The following is a 17,307-nucleotide window of genomic DNA, read 5'->3' as shown; positions in this document are numbered from 1 at the left end:
ACATCAGCCCAGGCCGAAGACGACATCGCTTTCGGTGAGGGCCGAGAGCAAAACATCCTCGATCAGGAGGCCTTCGGCACCGGAGCCGTTAAAGGCAATGAATACACCAGCGTCCGTCACGCGCGCGGCGGCAAGAAAATCGGCATAACTGTGAATGCCCGTGCGGTCCTGGGCCTCCTCGGAAAAGGCGATCCGATCGCCCTGCCGGCCATCGAAATCGAGAATGCGATCGAGACCCGCCTGAGCGGAGCTTTCCGATGACCAAAGAAACGTGTCGGCACCGCTGCCACCCTTCAACAGGTCGGTGCCATTGCCGCCGCTCAACAGGTCATTCTGCGAGCCGCCGTCGAGAAAATCCGCGCCATCTCCGCCGAAGAGCTGGTCGTTTTCCGAGTCGCCCCTGAGCGTGTCGTTGCCGCCGCGCCCGTCGAGGATGTCGTTGCCGCTCAGCGAATAGAAGGTGTCGTCGTCGTCGTCAGCACCTCGCAGCACGTCGTCGTAGCGCCCGGTCGAGACGCTGAAATATTCGACATTGGCGAAGGCCAATCCGGTGTGCGTTGCGCCGCGTGTCGCATCGAAATCGGTCGCCTGCGGCAAGCCGCCGTAGTTGAGGCTCAGCAAATCCCGGCCCTCACCGCCGTCGACCTCGCCGAGGTAACGCGCGTTGATCGTGTCGTTGCCCGTGCCGCCGCGCAGGATCGACGCAACGCCCAGGCTGCCGCTGCCGGGAATGGTGTCCTGCAGCCAGTCGTCGCCGGCGCCACCGTCGAGCAAATCGCTGCCGCCGTCATTAGCAAGCGAATCCCTGCCGTCGCCACCAAAGGCCACATCGTCGCCAAGGCCCGTCGATATCGTATCTTCTCCGCCGCCGCCGTCGATGTAGTCGTTGCCCTCTTCGCCATCGAACCGGTCACGCCCGGCACCGCCTTCGAGATGGTCGTTTCCGGCGCCGGCATCGACAACGAGAAAGGTGAGATCACCCCCAATGACCCGATCGTTGCCGGTGCCGAGCGCGAGGCTCGCCTCCTCTATGCCGCGAAAAACCGTACCGGTTGAGGCCTCTCCGGCAGCGAAATCGACGGTGAGGTCGCTCGTGCGCTGCGTTTCCTTGATATACAACCAGTCCTGGCCCGCGCCGCCGTCGATCTCGGCGGAGAAGAGCGTCGAGATGATCTGATCGCGGCCGTCGCCGCCAAAAAGGCGGTTGGCGCCGAGCCCATCGGTGATCATGTCGTCGCCCGCTCCGGCGTCGACGAAATCGTTGCCGCCGGCCGTCTCGATAACGTCGCGAAACGCGCTGCCCGTAATATGGTCGCTTCCGCGTCCCGTCGTCAGCACAATCCGCTCGACATCATGGTACTGGACGAAGAGGTGCCGTTCCTCCGATGTCTGGTACCCAATGATGCCGTGGCCGTTCTCCAGGTTGAACACCACCGGAGCCGCTGTCGCCGAGAGATCGCTGACCAGCGTATCGTCTCCGGCACCGCCGAAAACAGTGCTGCCCGTCCCGACGAGCACGAACCGGTCGTTTCCCTCGCCGCCGTCAAGACGGTCGTGGCCACCCGTATTGGTGATGATATCCTGTCCCGCGCCCGCATGGACGACGTCGTCGCCGGCGCCGGTCGAGATCCGGTCGCCCCCTGCAGTCCCGATGATCCGATCGTCACCGCTGCCGGCGAGCAGCCGCAGCCACTCGATATGGTGGAAGAAGATGTGCCGGTCACCGGCGCTCGGATCGCCAACATAGCCATGGCCGTTGGCACCGTTGAAGACCATTCGGTCGGCGTTTTGCGAGAAGTCGACGACAAGTCCGTCATAGCCCCGACCTCCCGTAACGGCGCCGCCGGTACCGGTGAGAATGATCTGGTCATCATCGGCACCGCCGTCGAGGCGATCGTAGCCGCTCGAGCTCGTCAGGGTATCTCGACCGTCGTCGCCGCTGACGAAATCGTCGCCGGCGCCGCCATCGATCGTGTCATAGCCGACAAGACCCCAGATGCGGTCGCTTTCTCCGGTGCCTTTCAAAACGTCGTCCGCGTACGAGCCTACGATCTTCGCCATATCGTCATCCTCTTTGATCGACTTATGTTAATACTTGCGCTAGTTCGAATAAAATCACTCGACATCAAATGTATTTAAATAGAACTGCAAAGCAATATTGAATAAATCAACCAAATAGAGGCAATTTAATTCGAAATATATATTAGATCTCGCGAGAGAATAGCCACCATTCACGCTGATGGCCGCCGCGGCGAAATGCTCTGAAGTAAAGCCACGATCTGCGGAAGGACGGAGCTACGTGTCAGGACGTGCAGAGACATGCTCCGGGAGTCGTCGCCCGAGAAGAGATCCGTCCAGCAGCATCTAAGGAAAGCATCCCACTCCTAGAGCGCGCTCTTTTGATTGGCTTTGGCTGTGGATTTCCGCGGCCATTTCCGTTTGTGGGTTTTAGCGCAGAGATCGCCAACACTGCCCTTGAACGGTATTGGTTCAAAACGAACATCCGATATTCGGTAAATCTATTCGTCGCGAATCGAACCGCAGATCACCGGCAGCAGTACGTGATCGTCGGGTCAGTTCACTCTTCTTTCGGATTAGCGATCCTGAGTGTGCTCAGGGGCACCTGAGCTCGAGCGCGGTCTACGAGTCGGGTGAGATTTCGCCTCCGGCGCGCGGATGGCATGCCGTTCCCTGCCTGATCCGTCAGTGGGCTGCAGCATCTTGCGAAATTCATCCCGTTTCTCGTGAATGGATGCAATCACCAGGCCCATCGGGATGCCGATGCCAACGAGCACTGCTTGTGATAGCTGGAGGCTGGCTTCGATGGTCTCCGGCACTGCATCAGTGACTTTCAGCTCGTACAATTCCGTTGCATGCACTGCGTCGCGCGCGCGGGCGACAATGGTAAGATCCGACCGTTCCGATCGCGCCGCGCGGACGATAGATTCTACCGCGTCGGGTTTGTCCAAGGTCACGACAAGCGCGCGGGCGCTGTGGATTCCACAACGTCGAAGCAACTCGATCCGGGTGGCATCGCCATAGTAGATGGTAGGACCGCGGGCGCGCTCATTGGCGACTAGCACGGGATCGGCATCGATTGCCAGGAACCTCAGCTCGTGCCGTGAAAGCATCTCGGCGACCAATTGTCCGACACGCCCGTATCCGACGACGATCACGCGCTCCAGACCGTCGTCATGCTGGGGTGTCAATCCTGCGAATGCAGCTTCATCGATATCGGCATTTCCCCTGGCACCGCCCAGTAGCCGGATCAGCAAGGGGATGGCAACCATCGTCAACGTAGCCGCGACCGTGGCAGTGGCGCTGGCTTCGTCAGGGACGACGTTGCCGGCCACAGCTGCACCGATAAGGATCAATGCGAACTCGCCGCCGGGGCCTAGTACAACCGCCAGCTCGCCGGCCGCCCGGTTCGGCAAGCCCATTAGGCGCGCGATGGGGAACAGGATAACTGCCTTTATGGCGAACAAGCCGATCGCGACACCCACCGTAAGGAATGGGTTGGCAATGATCTCCGACAGGTCCAGACGGGCCCCAACCGAGACGAAGAAGAGGCCGAGTAGAAGACCCTGGAAGGGCTGGATCGTGACCTCGATCTGCCGGCGATACTCTGTTTCAGCCAGCAGGAGGCCGGCGATGAAGGCGCCCAGAGCCATGGACTGACCACTGAGTTCTGTGACAAGGCCGGAGCCGATCACGACCAAGAGGCATGCAGCGACGAACAACTCACTGCTCTTTGTTGTCGCGACCAACTTAAACAGGGGCCTAAGAATTAGGCGGCCCAGCCCGGCCATTGCGAATAACGCAACTGCGGCAGGCGCTAGCGCATACAACAAGCCGGCGCCGAGTCCCGTTCCTTCACGCGCACCCAACATCGTCACCATGAACAGCAGAAGCGCCACCGCAAGGTCCTGGAAGAGCAACACGGCGAAACTTGCCCGTCCAACCGTGGTGTTGAGCAGTTTGCGCTCGACAAGCGACGGCAGAATGATAGCCGTCGATGACATCGCGAGCGCGCTTCCAAGCACCACCGCTGAAGCTGGAGTTTGACCTAACACGCCGGCGACGGCCGCTAGGACGGCTGTCGAGGCGAGAACCTGCAAGCCGCCTAGCCCGAAGACGAGTTTGCGCATCAGCAGAAGGCGATTCCACGACAGCTCGAGCGCAATCATGAAGAGAAGGAATGCTACGCCGAATTCAGCCAGATACGCGATCTGTCCCACATCTGTTATGGAGATTGCGGAGAGCCACGGTAAATCTCTGGCGAGAGCTCCGAGACCGAAGGGCCCAAGCATCATGCCGGCGGCGAGAAATCCAAAGACCGGGCTCAATTTCAACCGTCCAAACAGAGGCACAATTATGCCTGCCGTCGCCAGAAACAGCAGAAGCTCCTTGTAATTTTCTGGTCCTGGCGTCATCGATAGCTCACAAGTTTGACCAGTGCGCAACGCGCGCGCCCGCTTACTACTCCGACCCGATGCGCATCACCGCTCGTAGGATCACACTTCGTCTCCTCTGACGGATTCTACTCTCATTTCCGGTGGTAGTGTCTCCGCTGCGATGACAGGTACCGCACCAGCAGTTCGAATTGCATCAAGGCGACGGATGCACAGTTCGACTCCCAAGGTCGGTGTCACGTTGGCCCAGAGCTCAGCTCAGAACTGGTATCGTCCAGGAAGCGGAGCGGATGCTATCCACGAGAGTGCAGGTCTCCCTCGAACTGCTCCGCTCTACGGCATTGTTGTGGGGCGCGCCTGAGGTGACAATAAAAAAATGCTCTCGATGCGGCCGCGAGACGGACATCGCTGGTTGGGAAGCTTGTAAGGAAGCTGTAGGCGCGCGGAGGCGCTACGCCTCGCTGGCTATCTTCGATATCGCTTCGAATGTGTCGCGAGAAAGACTCACCCACTCTGTCGATGGCGGCTGTTTGCTGGTTCCAGGAACATAGACGCCCAATCCTTGAAGACGTCCGATTTGTGCGCTGGCACGAGCGACACGTTGATCGGCGGGTCGACCAGGCAACATCGCGATCAATGTCAGCCCAACCGCCGGCGAACGCGTCCCCGACATGAAATCGGCCGCATCCAGCGACCACGATCCACCAGAAAGGCCGGCGGCCAACATCTCCACCATCAAGGCGATGTTCGCGCCCTTGCGACCACCGAACGGGAGGAGCGCCCCTGTCAACGCTTCGTCTGCGTCAAGCGTTGCCCTGCCTTCGCGGTCGACCGCCCATCCCTCCGGTATCGGACGTTGCTGCGCTGCGGCCGCGACGATGTTTACATAGGCGGTGGCGCTCGAGGACTGATCGATGACGACTGGCGGCATCGAGTCTCCCAGCGGACATCCGAATGCCAGAGGATTGGTGCTGTAGACCGGCGATCCCCCGGGGATTGGCGCCATCATCGCATTGGCATTGGTGGCGGCGATGGAAATCAATCCGTGTTCAGCGAGCCTGCGGACGTAGTAGCCGAGTTCTCCGGTGGTATAGCTGTTCTTCTGAGTGAAAACGCCAACACCGAAGTTGTTCACGGTGGCAACGAAGTCTTCCAGTGCAAGATCGAAACCCAGCTGTGCAATCCCTCGATCGGCATCGGAGGCGAAGAAGGCAGGAAAGGGTCGCTCGAAGACGGGCTGTGGATCGCCATTGACGCGCCCCTCCTTTAAGCTGTGCAGGTAGTCTATGAGGTGCGGAAATCCCACACTTGGGGAGCCATAGAGTGCAGCCGACAGCGTGGCATTGACGAGCGAGCGAGCGGTCAGTTCGCTCGCTCCAGCCGCAAGACACGCGCGGATCGCTAGCGCTTCAGCATCTTTTCGATCAAGCAGGATCTCGTCTGGCATTTCAGATCTCCAAGCCGGTTTTCCGCCCTTCATAGAAGGCGTAGGGCGCCTGGCGCGGAGCTGCACAGTCGCCGATCTGGCGTACGGACACTGGAAGTGCTTTCAGGTCCTGCATCAGCCAATCTGCAGCATGATTGGTCGTCGCCATGACCAGCGCGTCGGCTTCCACCAAGCGCCGTTCATGAGTCGTATGGTCGACAAGCGTCGCGCCGTTCCCGTGCCATTCGGCTATGCTCGTTTCGACAATCCATTGAACTCCAAGCTTTCTCAACGCCTGTCGCATCGGCAGATCCGCGGCGGTTCGTTGCAGTTCCTTGCCGACGAAGGGATCAGGCGTGACGATGGTCACCTCATGGCCGTCCTCCGCCATCTTCCACGTTGTTCCGCAGCCTCTCCAGCCTCCACCTTCATCGAGCAGCAGGATACGATTGCCTGGTCTCACTTGGCGGGCCATGACGGCTTCGACGGTAAAGACGTTGCCCTTTTCCATGCCCGGCAATACCTCAATCGTGGGCAAAGCCTTCTGAAAGCCCGTTTCGGGCGAGATCGAGCCGGTGGCAACGACGACGACATCAGTCTCGGAGCTGGCGATGTCGGCGACTTCAAAATAGGTGTTGAGACGGACTTCAACACCCAGCTTCTCAAGCTGGCGCTCGTACCACTGAAGGAGTTCCGTGATCTGGCCTCTCCGAGGCTGGAGGCCTGCCAGCAGAAAGTTGCCGCCCAAGCGGTTTGAAGCCTCCGCCAGCACCACCTGATGGCCGCGTTCCGCGGCCACTCGTGCCGTTTCAAGGCCTGCCGGACCGCCGCCGACAACAAGCACTCGCTTGGGGTCCGCGGCTCGCTCAAACTGATCGCCGTTCCAGTCGAGTTCCCGCCCGACTGACGGGTTGATCAGACAGCTGATCCAATAGTCGCGGGAGCGGCGTCCCCAGCACATCTGATTGCACGAGATGCAGCCGCGGACGTCTTCGGGACGGTCGTCTGCCGCCTTGTTCGCAAGGTGTGGATCGGCGATCTGACCGCGCACGATGGACACGAGGTCCGCGGCGCCTTCGCCAAGCACTGTTTCGGCGTTCTCGGGCGTGCGGATGTGGCTTTCCGCGATCACAACGGCCGTCTTGACGACCTTCTTTAGCGTTGAGGCGAGATCCGCACCGAGTTTTTCCGGATAGAGAAACGTGGGCATCAATTTATGGAAATCGAGGTAGCCGCCTGAGCCGCAGGTCACATAGTCTATGAGGCCAGCTTCGTCATGAAGCTTTACGATCTCAGCAAGCTCGTCTCGTTGAAGCGCCACTTTGACGTCCGGTTCATCGCTCACCGCCAATCCGATGATGAAGTCCGGACCGCATAAGTTCCGGATCCGGGTCAGTATTTCCCGCGACATCCGGGTGCGGTTTTCGATCGACCCGCCCCATCGGTCGTCGCGGCGGTTTGTCCACGGGGTCCAGAACTGGTCGATCATGCCGAGATAGGCGGCCCAGACCTCCACTCCGTCGAACCCCGCATCCTTACATCGGCGAGCAGCCTGAACGAACCCATCGATCGTTTCGCAGATTTCGTCTTCGTTCATCGCATGCGAGCCATCGCTGTCGTGGTAGCTCGGCAGGCCTGACGGCGACCAATGCGGATGATAGGAGTTGTCGGAATCTCCATGCGCGCCGATATGGTAGAGTTGCTGGATCGCAACCGCTCCATGGTCCTTTATCGCTCGGACGACCTTCTTGAAATGCGGAATGACCGAGTCATCCGAATGGCGAAAATTGCCACGGGTTAGTACCGCCGCTGCATGCACCGGCATTGGTTCCACGACGATCATCGCGGCTCCGCCGATCGCCCTTTCGGCGTAGTAGGCGGCGTGCCGCTCCGTTGGCAGTCCCTCGACGGCCATATTGGACGTATGAGCGCCAAAGACGATCCGGTTTCTAAGTACGTGCGAGCGCAGTTTGAGCGGAGAGAACAGGTGGGGAAACTTCTTGGACATTTTTCTCCTCCTTAAAGGCGCTCGACGAAACCATCCGCACGAAGCGGCTCCCACCGCGGGAGACGCTTACGCCCGGCTTTTGAGTTTTCGTTCGCCGAGCTCCGGATCCCCCGCCGCTTAATGCGGTGTTACGACCGCCGCGGCCAGCCGCTTCAGATCCACGACGCCGACGGGCATTCCGACAGCATCGACCACCACCAGATCCTTGGCATCCTTGTGTGCAAGGATCTTGAGGGCGGCCTCGATCGTGCTTCCCGCGATCAGCGTCGCGCCATTGACCGCATGGTCCGCGGCGACCGGCGTCATGACGGCCTCGACATGGACGACCCGGCCACGGTTCACCTCCTTGACGAAGTTGGCGATGTAGTCATCAGCGGGCCTGAGGACGATATCTTGGCTCGTGCCCTGCTGGATGACCTCGCCGTCGCGTAGGACGGCGATCTGATCGCCCAGTCGCAGCGCTTCATCGAGATCATGGGTGATGAAGACGATGGTCTTCTTGATCTCCTTCTGCAGGTCGAGAAGAACGGTCTGCATGTCCATGCGGATCAGCGGGTCGAGGGCGGAGTAGGCCTCGTCCATCAGGAGAACCGGAGCATCGTTCGCAAGCGCTCGAGCGAGGCCGACGCGCTGCTGCATGCCGCCGGAAAGCTGGTTCGGGTACTTGCTTTCAAAGCCCTTCAGACCAACGCGCTCGATCCATCGCATGGCGATGTCGACGCCCTTCGCGCGCTCCAGACCCTGAACCTCAAGACCATAAAGCGTGTTGTCGAGAACGTTGCGATGCGGGAGCAGCGCGAACTTCTGAAACACCATTGCCGTCTGGTGCCGTCGGAACTCGCGCAGCTCCGACTGGCTCATCTTTACGACGTCGACACCATCGACCAGGACTTCGCCGGCAGTGGGATCGATCAGTCGGTTGATGTGCCGGATGAGGGTCGATTTGCCCGACCCCGACAGGCCCATGATCACCTGGATGCGGCCGGAGGGGATCTCGATGTTGATATCCCGCAAGCCTAAAACATGCCCGTGACGTTCGTTGAGGTCGGCCTTCGTCAGGCCCTTTTTTACGGCATCGACATACGCTTGGGCGTTCGGCCCGAAGATCTTGTAGAGGTGGCGGATCTTGATGCCGCCGAATTTGGTGTCAGCCATGGACGATCTCCCGGTGCTTCTGGAGTCTCTCGCCGTATGCCTGGCTGACCCGGTCGAAGATGATGGCGATGCCGACGATGGCAAGGCCGTTGAAAATGCCCAGCGTGAAATATTGGTTGGCAATCGCCTTCAGCACCGGCTGGCCGAGGCCCTGAACACCAATCATCGAGGCGATGACGACCATTGCAAGCGCCATCATGATGGTCTGGTTGATGCCGGCCATGATCGTCGGCAGCGCCAACGGCAACTGCACGTTCTTGAGCTTCTGCCAACTCGACGAACCAAAGGCGTCAGCCGCTTCGAGAACATCCTTGTCGACAAGGCGAATGCCGAGATTGGTAAGCCGGATCATCGGCGGGATGGCGTAGATGACGACTGCGATGAGGCCCGGCACCTTTCCGATCCCGAGCAGCATGACGACGGGGATCAGATAGACGAAGCTCGGCATCGTCTGCATGACATCGAGCACCGGGTTAACGACCCGCTGAAGGCGATCGGAACGGGACATCAGAATGCCGATCGGAATGCCGATGGCAATCGACAGGAGCGTGCAGACGAAGATCATTGAGACTGTCCGCATGGTGTCGTCCCACATGTCGAAATAGCCGATCGCCAGCAGAGTCACCGAACAGCCCAGCACGACTTTCAAACTTCTGCTCGCGCCCCAGGCGATCGCGAGGATGATGATCATGATGATCGGCCAAGGCGTCTGCGTCATGAAGCGTTCTGAGGCGATCAGAAAGTGCTGCAAAGGAGAGAAGAAGCCCTCGATGGCGTCGCCATAGGCGCGCGTGAACGAGCGGAAGCCTTCGTCGATCGCCTTCTTCAGCGTGCGAAGGGAGTCGTCGTTCATGTGTGGGAATTCAAAAAGCCATTCCATTCGGTTCCCCTTTTTGAAGAAGCCGGCGCAAGTTTTTCGATTCTGGAAAAGGGTGCGGTGAGCTTAGGCGCACCGCACCCAGAAGTGGCTTAGAGGGCCGACTTGATCTTCTCGGCCGCTTCCGGCGAGACCCACTTCGACCAAACGTCTGCGTTCTCTTCGAGGAAGTGCTTGGCGCCTTCTTCGCCGCTTGCCTGATTGTCCGTCATCCAGGCCATCAGCTTGCTGACCGTGTCGTTGCTCCAGGCGCGCTTGTTAAGATAGTCCATGACGTCAGGACCGACCTTCTCGGAGAAGGGCTTGGCGACCAGAGTCACGATCGTATCGACCGGCCATGCACTCGGCTTGGGATCGGCGCAGTCAGCCACGGTAATGCAGCGCTTCCATTCGGCGGCATCGAGGGGTACGCCTGCCTCAAGCTTGACCATCTCATATTTGCCAAGCAGCGCAGTCGGTGCCCAGTAGTAGCCGACCCATCCTTCCTTGCGTTCGTAGGCCTTGGCAATCGAACCGTCGAGGCCAGCCGCCGAACCGGTGTCGACCAGCGTGAACTTTGCCTTTTCAGCGTCGAACGCCTTGTAGAGTTGGGAAGTTACGACCGTGCCGCCCCAGCCCTGCGGGCCATTGTAAATGGCTCCTTTGCTTGGGTCCTCCGGATCGGGAAAGAGCTCCGGGTGCTTCAGCGCGTCGCCAATCGTCTTGATGTCCGGATGGGCGTCAGCGAGATATTTGGGGATCCACCAGCCCTGCACGCCACCATCGGGAAGAGGAGAGCCGACCTTTATGATCCGGCCTTCTTCCGTTCCCTTCTTGACGACATCGGGCAGCAGGTCGATCCATGCTTCCGGAGCGATGTCAGGCTGGCCTTTCTCCGCCATGGAGGTGATCGTCGGCACGGTGTCGCCGATGGTGATCTCGGCACTGCAACCGTAGCCTTCGTTGAGAATGAACTTGTCGAGATTCGACAGCACCTCGGCGCTTTGCCAGTTCATGCTGGCAATCGTGACGGTTCCGCATTCGGCGGCACTCGTAACGGACGCTCCGCCAAGTAGGCCGAACATCAAGCAGGTAGATGCAAGCAGCTTCTTCATAAACGTTCCCTCTTTTGGCGGCATTTTTGTATCAGGAGCCGGCTGCCGCTTCGCCCGCTCCGGACGGCTGTCAGGAACCTCGTCCCATACTCACCGATTTCTTGAGCGCGGCTGCCAGGCCCTCGGCGATGGCGGCGTCGAAGCCGGCCGCGCGCATGGCTTCGATCGCTGCAGCGGTCGTGCCGCGATAATCGAGAAACGTCTCGACTGTGTCGGTCGGACAGTGGTCTCGCTGTTCGAGCATCCGACCCGTTCCGATCAAGACGGAGTTGACCGCGCGCCGCGCGACCAGCGGATCGAGACCTTGCCGGACGGCGTCGTCCATCATCGCGGCGGCCAGAAGAGCCGGAAAAGCCGGCCCCGACCCAGAAAGGCCCGTGAGATAGTCGAGCTCGGTCTCGCTTGTGACCTCATCCTGCATCCCGCAAGCGTCGAAGATGGCGCGCACGATTTCTCGATCGGCCTGGCTGACATCGCCCGTGGCGATCCATGGCGTATAGGATCTGCGGACTTCCGCTGCGGCATTGGGAAGCGAACGCGCGACGCGACACGTTTCGTGACGTTGGCAAAGCGCGCTTAGGGGCACGCCCGCCATGACGGATATCAGGAGCTTACCTCGAGCATCGACCTTCAGATCCTGCCAGTCGACGGGACGGAGGGAGAGAACGATGACGTCCGACCGGTCGGCAAGCGCCTGGTTGTCTACTGTCCAGAACGAGGAGGGGAAACGCTCCGGCTGATTGCTGCGGTAGGAGAGGGACAGCCCGTCAGACGTTACAACGCCGGCATCGAGAAGAGCTTCGGCGATGGCTCCGCCGAGCCACCCCGCCCCACCGACAATGCCAACCCTCAAACGGCCGTTCATCTCCAGTCCTTCTCTCACTCGGGTTTGTAGCCGTGCCGGGCGAAGAAGCGGTCAAGCTCCCTCTGCTGCGGCACTTGGCCGGTGTAAATTGCGATGTATTCGGGGATCCGCTTCATACGCAGCGCAATGTCCTCTTTGGACTGCATGGAGATGTAGCCGATCTGCACGAAATAGGTCGTTCGGGCGCGAACATCGGCAGGCCCTTCGCCATAGCCGAAACGCATGAACATCCGGGCGAGCGCTTCCAGACGGACCTGATCGGCTCGTTGAACCTCGTCGACAATCTCTGGCGACTGAAGGGCCCAACTGCGGACCGCAAACTCGAACTGCGAGTCGAACAAGTCCTTGTTCACCCAGCAGTCGAACACGTTCAGCATCGCCTCGGCCAAAGTCTCGGCATAAGCTTCCGACTGCTTCACGAGGTTGCCGGTGTTCTTTTCTCTCCACCGCGCGATCAGGGCACTCAACAATTCCTCCCTGTCCTTGAAGAACCAGTAGAAGCTGGTTCGGGACAGGTTGAGCCTCTTGGCGAGCGGCAGGATCTTTACCGAATCCACGCCGGATTCGAGCAGAGAGTCATAGGCCGCTTCGAGCCACCCCTCATGAGAACCACGCCAGCCGCTGTCACTCATCGCCTGTTCCATAATGAACTCCTAACAAATCTACTGGGCTTCTTCAAGCAAAATGTACATGTGTGTCGATAATCCAAACGCATGTGTTTTCATTGTTGACACATATGTACATTTTCGCTTAGCGTTGCGATCAGAGTCCTTAAACCGGAGCCCGTCGCATGTCGAACGATCCCCTCCTGCAACCCTACAAACTCAAGCACTTGACGCTGCGAAATCGCATCATCGTCACGTCACACGAACCAGCCTATCCGGAAGACGGGATGCCGAAGGAGCGTTACCGTGCCTATACAGTCGAGCGGGCGAAGGGTGGTGTGGCGCTGACGATGACCGCGGGCTCTGCTGCGGTTTCGAAGGACAGTCCGCCAGTCTTCAACAATCTGCTGGCTTACAAGGATGAGATCGTCCCCTGGATCCGGCAGATGACCGATGCCGTCCACGAGGAGGGTGCGGCGATCATGATCCAGCTTACCCACCTCGGTCGACGGACCCGTTGGGACAAGGGTGACTGGCTTCCGGTTGTGGCACCGTCACATCACCGCGAAGCGTCACATCGCGCCTTCCCGAAGAAGCTCGAAGACTGGGACATTGAGCGCATCATCAAAGACTTCGCCGACGCCGCGGAGCGCATGAAGGCGGGCGGTATGGACGGTGTCGAACTCGAGGCCTATGGCCATCTGATCGATCAGTTTACCTCGCCGCTGACCAACGAGCTCGAAGGACCCTATGGCGGCTCGCTCGAAAACCGCATGCGGTTCTGTCTTGATGTCTTCAAGGCCATGCGCGAGAGGGTCGGCAACGATTTCATCCTTGGTATCAGATACACCGCCGACGAGTGTCTTCCCGGTGGGACGGGTCGAGCCGAGGGGATGGAGATATCCAAGCGGCTGCGCGACAGCGGTCTCATCGACTATCTGAACGTCATTCGCGGCCACATCGATACGGACGCCGGTCTGACCGATGTTATCCCGATCCAAGGGATGGCCAATGCTCCGCACCTCGATTTCGCAGGCGAGATCCGTGCCGCAACCAATTTCCCGACCTTCCACGCGGCGAAGATCCCGGATGTCGCAACGGCGCGCTACGCGATCGCATCCGGCAAGGTCGACATGATCGGCATGACACGTGCCCACATGACCGACCCGCATATTGTGCGAAAGATCATGGAGAAACGTGAGGACGATATCCGTCCGTGCGTCGGCGCGAACTACTGTCTCGACCGCATCTATCAGGGCGGAGCTGCCTATTGCATCCACAATGCCGCGACGGGTCGCGAGCAGACCATGCCGCACATCGTCAAAAAGGCGGAGGTTTGCAAGAAGGTGGTGATCATCGGGGCTGGGCCGGCAGGCCTTGAAGCCGCCCGCGTCTCGGCCGAGCGCGGTCACGAGGTCGTGGTCCTTGAGGCGGCGAACAATCCTGGAGGGCAGATCCGGCTGACGGCGCAAAGCGAGCGCCGGCGGGAAATGATGAGCATCATCGATTGGCGCATGGGTCAATGCGAGAAGCTCGGCGTCACCTTCCGCTTCAACACCTGGGCTGAGGCCGACACCGTTACGGCAGAAAACCCCGATGTAGTGATCGTCGCGACCGGTGGCATGCCCCATACGGAGGTCCTGTCAAAGGGCAATGAGTTGGTGGTTTCCTCCTGGGATATCATCTCGGGCGACGTGAAGCCCGGGACCAATGTGCTGATTTTCGACGATGCCGGCGACCACGCCGGCTTGCAGGCCGCAGAGTTCCTCGCCAAGGCCGGAGCGAAGGTCGAGATCATGACACCCGACCGGTCATTCGCTCCGGAAGTGATGGCGATGAATCTCGTGCCCTACATGCGCTCGCTGCAGAAGCTCGATGTAACCTTCACCGTCACTTACAGGTTGGAGGCCGCCGAAAAGAGCGGCAATCAGATCATCGCGCACGTCGGCAGTGACTATGGGGGCGTCGCCAAGCAGCAGATGTTCGACCAGATCGTCGTCAATCACGGTACGATCCCGCTGGATGACCTGTATTTCGAACTGAAGCCCGGCTCGAGGAACCTCGGCGAGCTCTCTTACGACGAATTGCTTTCCGGCAGCCCACAGACGGTCGAGCGCAATCCGGCTGGCACCTATCAGCTTTTCCGCATCGGAGATGCGGTGTCTGCCCGCAACACGCACGCCGCCATCTACGACGCCTTGAGGCTGGCCAAGGATCTCTAACCGCGGAGCTCATTGGCTCGCCCTTCGATCAGCATCGAGGTCTCGCATGACGCGAAATGACATATTGCAGAGGGTTGTCGACGCGGCGTTCGTGGCATTCGACCAGTACGCCCATGACCTGCGCGCCCGGCGCTCCGTCATGCAGATCTTAGCGAATCTCGAGACCCCGGGCACGGAGCGCCAAGGTGAAGGCAAACGTCTTCCCGTTTGCAAACAATACCTCGAAGGCGTCTTGCATGTGGACGTGCGGCTAACCTCGCTGCGTTCACTCGCAGCGAGCTTCAAGGCACTCGAGCCGATGCTCGAGTGGAAATGGCGTTCGACCTATGACAACACGGCCAGCGAGAACTTCCTCCTGAGCCACGCCAATACGATGATCGTCGGCCCGGGTGGGTTGGAAGACCGCAGGGACGTTTGGCTCGGCGCCACGTTGATGGCCCCGAAGGTTCGCTACCCGGACCATGAGCATGCTCCGGAGGAGACTTACCTGGTTCTGTCCGAGGGGGAGTTTCAGCAAGGCGATTCCGGTTGGTTCTCGCCGGGGATCGGAGGCTCTTTCTACAATCCCCCGGGCATCAAGCACGCCATGCGCTCGGGGGAGAGACCACTATTCGCTCTTTGGGCACTGCTGCCGGACCAGCCAAGGCACTGACCTACCCCGAGCAACTTTCCATTTACGTTGAGAGGAGAGATCCATGCAGATCCTGGTTACGGTCAAACGGGTGGTTGACTACAACGTCAAGATCCGCGTGAAGGCGGACGGTTCGGGCGTCGAGCTGGCCAATGCGAAGATGTCGATGAACCCGTTCGACGAGATCTCGGTGGAAGAGGCGCTGCGGCTGAAGGAGGCGGGCAAGGCCGACGAGGTCGTCGTTGTCTCCGTTGGTCCGGCCAAGGCCGAAGAGACGCTCAGGACCGCGCTCGCCATGGGGGCCGACCGGGCGATCCTGGTCGAGACCGAGGACCAGGTTGAGCCGCTCGCCGTCGCCAAGATCGTCAGGCAAGTGGCCGAGGCCGAACAGCCGGGACTGATCATCGTCGGCAAGCAGGCGATTGACGACGACAGCAACCAGACCGGCCAGATGCTGTCGGCGCTGCTCGGCTGGGCCCAGGGCACCTTTGCCTCGAAGGTCGAGATCGGTGAGGGAAGCGCGACGGTGACGCGCGAAGTCGATGGCGGCCTGCAGACGATCGCCATCACGCTGCCGGCGGTCGTGACCACCGACCTGCGTTTGAACGAGCCGCGTTATGCCTCGCTGCCCAACATCATGAAGGCGAAGAAGAAACCGCTCGACAAGAAGTCGCCGGCCGACTTCGGCGTCGACACGGCAGCCCGCATCAAGGTGCTGAAGACCGAGGAGCCGTCGGGCCGCAAGGCTGGCATCAAGGTCAAGTCGGTGGCCGAGCTCGTCGAGAAGCTTAAAGTCGAAGCCGGCGTCCTCTAAGGTTCAGCAAAAGGGAGATATCATCATGGCCATTCTGCTTCTGGCTGACCACGACAGCAACCACCTTTCCGACCAGACCGCCAAGGCTCTGACGGCTGCCTCCAAGATCGCCAGTGGGACTGGAGCCGACGTGCACGTGCTGGTCGCCGGTGCCGGCGCCAAGGCAGCGGCAGAGCAGGCCGCCAAGCTTGCCGATGTTGCCAAGGTGCTCGTTGCCGACGACGCCTCGCTCGCCAACAACCTCGCCGAGCCGCTGGCGGCGCTCATCGTCTCGCTTGCCGGAAACTACGACACGATCGTCGCCGCGGCGACCTCGGTCGGCAAAAACGTCATGCCGCGCGTTGCAGCGCTGCTCGACGTCAGCCAGGTTTCGGAAATCATCGAAGTTGTCTCCTCCGACACCTTCAAACGCCCGATCTATGCCGGCAACGCCATCCAGACGGTGCAGACGACGGAAGCCAAGCGCGTCATCACCGTGCGCACCGCTTCCTTCGCCTCCGCCGCTGAAGGCGGTTCGGCTGCGATCGAAAGCGTCTCGGCTGCCGCCAATCCCGGCCTGTCGAGCTTCGTCGCCGATGCGCTGTCGTCGTCGGATCGTCCGGAACTGACCTCGGCCAAGATCATCATCTCCGGTGGCCGCGCGCTCGGCTCTTCGGAAAAATTCAGGGAAGTGATCCTGCCGGTTGCCGACAAGCTCGGCGCTGCCGTCGGTGCAAGCCGTGCTGCGGTCGACGCCGGCTACGCGCCGAACGACTGGCAGGTCGGCCAGACCGGCAAGGTGGTCGCGCCCGATCTCTACATCGCCTGCGGCATCTCCGGGGCGATCCAGCATCTCGCCGGCATGAAGGATAGCAAGGTCATCGTCGCCATCAACAAGGACGAGGAGGCACCGATCTTCCAGGTCGCCGACTACGGCCTCGTCGCTGATCTCTTCGATGCTCTGCCGGAGCTTGAAAAGGCGCTCTAAGGCGTCTTGAACCGAACGATATCAATCTGGAGGCCGGCAGCTGCGCGGCCTGGCCTGCAATCAAATCACCAGCAAGAGGTATCCAACGATGGATGTACGCGCCGCCGTCGCCGTTCAGGCCGGCAAGCCGCTGGAAGTGATGACCGTTCAGCTCGAAGGCCCGCGGGCCGGCGAGGTGCTGATCGAGGTCAAGGCCACCGGCATCTGCCACACCGACGATTTCACGCTGTC

The 17,307-nt window shown here is 60.4% G+C and carries 13 protein-coding genes and 1 pseudogene; 5 read left to right on the top strand and 9 right to left on the bottom strand.

All coding sequences use genetic code 11. The features are described 5' to 3' along the window. Window positions 1-3: 3 nt before the first annotated feature. The 9 genes from AC244_RS25155 to AC244_RS25115 form a co-directional block, all read right to left on the bottom strand. Window positions 4-2,061, bottom strand: coding sequence for a calcium-binding protein (locus AC244_RS25155; RefSeq protein ID WP_053251567.1), 2,058 nt, complete (start codon window positions 2,059-2,061; stop codon window positions 4-6). Between the two features lie 533 nt (window positions 2,062-2,594). Continuing rightward, the gene (locus AC244_RS25150) at window positions 2,595-4,433 is read right to left on the bottom strand and encodes a cation:proton antiporter (RefSeq protein ID WP_053251566.1); all 1,839 of its coding nucleotides are present in this window, start codon (window positions 4,431-4,433) and stop codon (window positions 2,595-2,597) included. A 430-nt stretch (window positions 4,434-4,863) separates the two neighbouring features. Beyond that, on the bottom strand, window positions 4,864-5,859 hold the full coding sequence (locus tag AC244_RS25145) for an Ldh family oxidoreductase (protein ID WP_053251565.1): 996 nt from the start codon (window positions 5,857-5,859) through the stop codon (window positions 4,864-4,866). A gap of 1 nt (window position 5,860) precedes the next feature. Beyond that, window positions 5,861-7,846, bottom strand: a complete 1,986-nt coding sequence (locus tag AC244_RS25140) for an FAD-dependent oxidoreductase (protein WP_053251564.1) — start codon at window positions 7,844-7,846, stop codon at window positions 5,861-5,863. Between the two features lie 117 nt (window positions 7,847-7,963). Further along, on the bottom strand, window positions 7,964-9,001 hold the full coding sequence (locus tag AC244_RS25135; protein ID WP_053251563.1) for a quaternary amine ABC transporter ATP-binding protein: 1,038 nt from the start codon (window positions 8,999-9,001) through the stop codon (window positions 7,964-7,966). Then, on the bottom strand, window positions 8,994-9,881 hold the full coding sequence (locus AC244_RS25130) for an ABC transporter permease (RefSeq protein ID WP_053251562.1): 888 nt from the start codon (window positions 9,879-9,881) through the stop codon (window positions 8,994-8,996). Before AC244_RS25130 ends, AC244_RS25135 begins: the two co-directional genes overlap by 8 nt. A gap of 89 nt (window positions 9,882-9,970) precedes the next feature. Next, complete coding sequence (locus AC244_RS25125; RefSeq protein ID WP_053251561.1) at window positions 9,971-10,972, bottom strand: ABC transporter substrate-binding protein; 1,002 nt, start codon at window positions 10,970-10,972, stop codon at window positions 9,971-9,973. A gap of 70 nt (window positions 10,973-11,042) precedes the next feature. Continuing rightward, complete coding sequence (locus tag AC244_RS25120) at window positions 11,043-11,837, bottom strand: pyrroline-5-carboxylate reductase family protein (RefSeq protein WP_053251560.1); 795 nt, start codon at window positions 11,835-11,837, stop codon at window positions 11,043-11,045. Between the two features lie 14 nt (window positions 11,838-11,851). Beyond that, window positions 11,852-12,481, bottom strand: coding sequence for a TetR/AcrR family transcriptional regulator (locus AC244_RS25115; protein ID WP_053251559.1), 630 nt, complete (start codon window positions 12,479-12,481; stop codon window positions 11,852-11,854). A 146-nt stretch (window positions 12,482-12,627) separates the two neighbouring features. Between AC244_RS25115 and AC244_RS25110 the strand changes: the two genes are divergently transcribed. The 5 genes and pseudogenes from AC244_RS25110 to AC244_RS36715 all read left to right on the top strand — a co-directional run. Further along, the gene (locus AC244_RS25110) at window positions 12,628-14,664 is read left to right on the top strand and encodes an NADH:flavin oxidoreductase (RefSeq protein ID WP_053251558.1); all 2,037 of its coding nucleotides are present in this window, start codon (window positions 12,628-12,630) and stop codon (window positions 14,662-14,664) included. Window positions 14,665-14,710: 46 nt separating this feature from the next. Continuing rightward, entirely contained in the window at window positions 14,711-15,316 is a 606-nt protein-coding gene (locus tag AC244_RS25105; protein WP_053251557.1) for a dimethylsulfoniopropionate lyase, read from the top strand. 43 nt (window positions 15,317-15,359) lie between these two features. Then, window positions 15,360-16,109: an electron transfer flavoprotein subunit beta/FixA family protein gene (locus AC244_RS25100; RefSeq protein ID WP_053251556.1), complete on the top strand. Its 750-nt coding sequence runs from the start codon at window positions 15,360-15,362 to the stop codon at window positions 16,107-16,109. 25 nt (window positions 16,110-16,134) lie between these two features. Continuing rightward, window positions 16,135-17,076, top strand: a complete 942-nt coding sequence (locus AC244_RS25095) for an electron transfer flavoprotein subunit alpha/FixB family protein (RefSeq protein WP_053251555.1) — start codon at window positions 16,135-16,137, stop codon at window positions 17,074-17,076. Between the two features lie 88 nt (window positions 17,077-17,164). Then, a pseudogene (locus AC244_RS36715) lies at window positions 17,165-17,307 on the top strand (S-(hydroxymethyl)glutathione dehydrogenase); the annotation flags it as partial.

It is taken from the genome of Ensifer adhaerens (genome assembly GCF_001270265.1).
Lineage (GTDB): Bacteria > Pseudomonadota > Alphaproteobacteria > Rhizobiales > Rhizobiaceae > Ensifer > Ensifer adhaerens_B.
This window is presented reverse-complemented; position numbering and strand designations above follow the sequence as displayed.

Coding starts and splice junctions, on each gene's coding strand:
- AC244_RS25150 (WP_053251566.1), bottom strand. CDS start 4,433: ATGACGCCAGGACCAGAAAATTACAAGGAGCTTCTGCTGTTTCTGGCG.
- AC244_RS25120 (WP_053251560.1), bottom strand. CDS start 11,837: ATGAACGGCCGTTTGAGGGTTGGCATTGTCGGTGGGGCGGGGTGGCTC.
- AC244_RS25100 (WP_053251556.1), top strand. CDS start 15,360: ATGCAGATCCTGGTTACGGTCAAACGGGTGGTTGACTACAACGTCAAG.
- AC244_RS25105 (WP_053251557.1), top strand. CDS start 14,711: ATGACGCGAAATGACATATTGCAGAGGGTTGTCGACGCGGCGTTCGTG.
- AC244_RS25115 (WP_053251559.1), bottom strand. CDS start 12,481: ATGGAACAGGCGATGAGTGACAGCGGCTGGCGTGGTTCTCATGAGGGG.
- AC244_RS25155 (WP_053251567.1), bottom strand. CDS start 2,061: ATGGCGAAGATCGTAGGCTCGTACGCGGACGACGTTTTGAAAGGCACC.
- AC244_RS25145 (WP_053251565.1), bottom strand. CDS start 5,859: ATGCCAGACGAGATCCTGCTTGATCGAAAAGATGCTGAAGCGCTAGCG.
- AC244_RS25130 (WP_053251562.1), bottom strand. CDS start 9,881: ATGGAATGGCTTTTTGAATTCCCACACATGAACGACGACTCCCTTCGC.
- AC244_RS25125 (WP_053251561.1), bottom strand. CDS start 10,972: ATGAAGAAGCTGCTTGCATCTACCTGCTTGATGTTCGGCCTACTTGGC.
- AC244_RS25110 (WP_053251558.1), top strand. CDS start 12,628: ATGTCGAACGATCCCCTCCTGCAACCCTACAAACTCAAGCACTTGACG.
- AC244_RS25135 (WP_053251563.1), bottom strand. CDS start 9,001: ATGGCTGACACCAAATTCGGCGGCATCAAGATCCGCCACCTCTACAAG.
- AC244_RS25095 (WP_053251555.1), top strand. CDS start 16,135: ATGGCCATTCTGCTTCTGGCTGACCACGACAGCAACCACCTTTCCGAC.
- AC244_RS25140 (WP_053251564.1), bottom strand. CDS start 7,846: ATGTCCAAGAAGTTTCCCCACCTGTTCTCTCCGCTCAAACTGCGCTCG.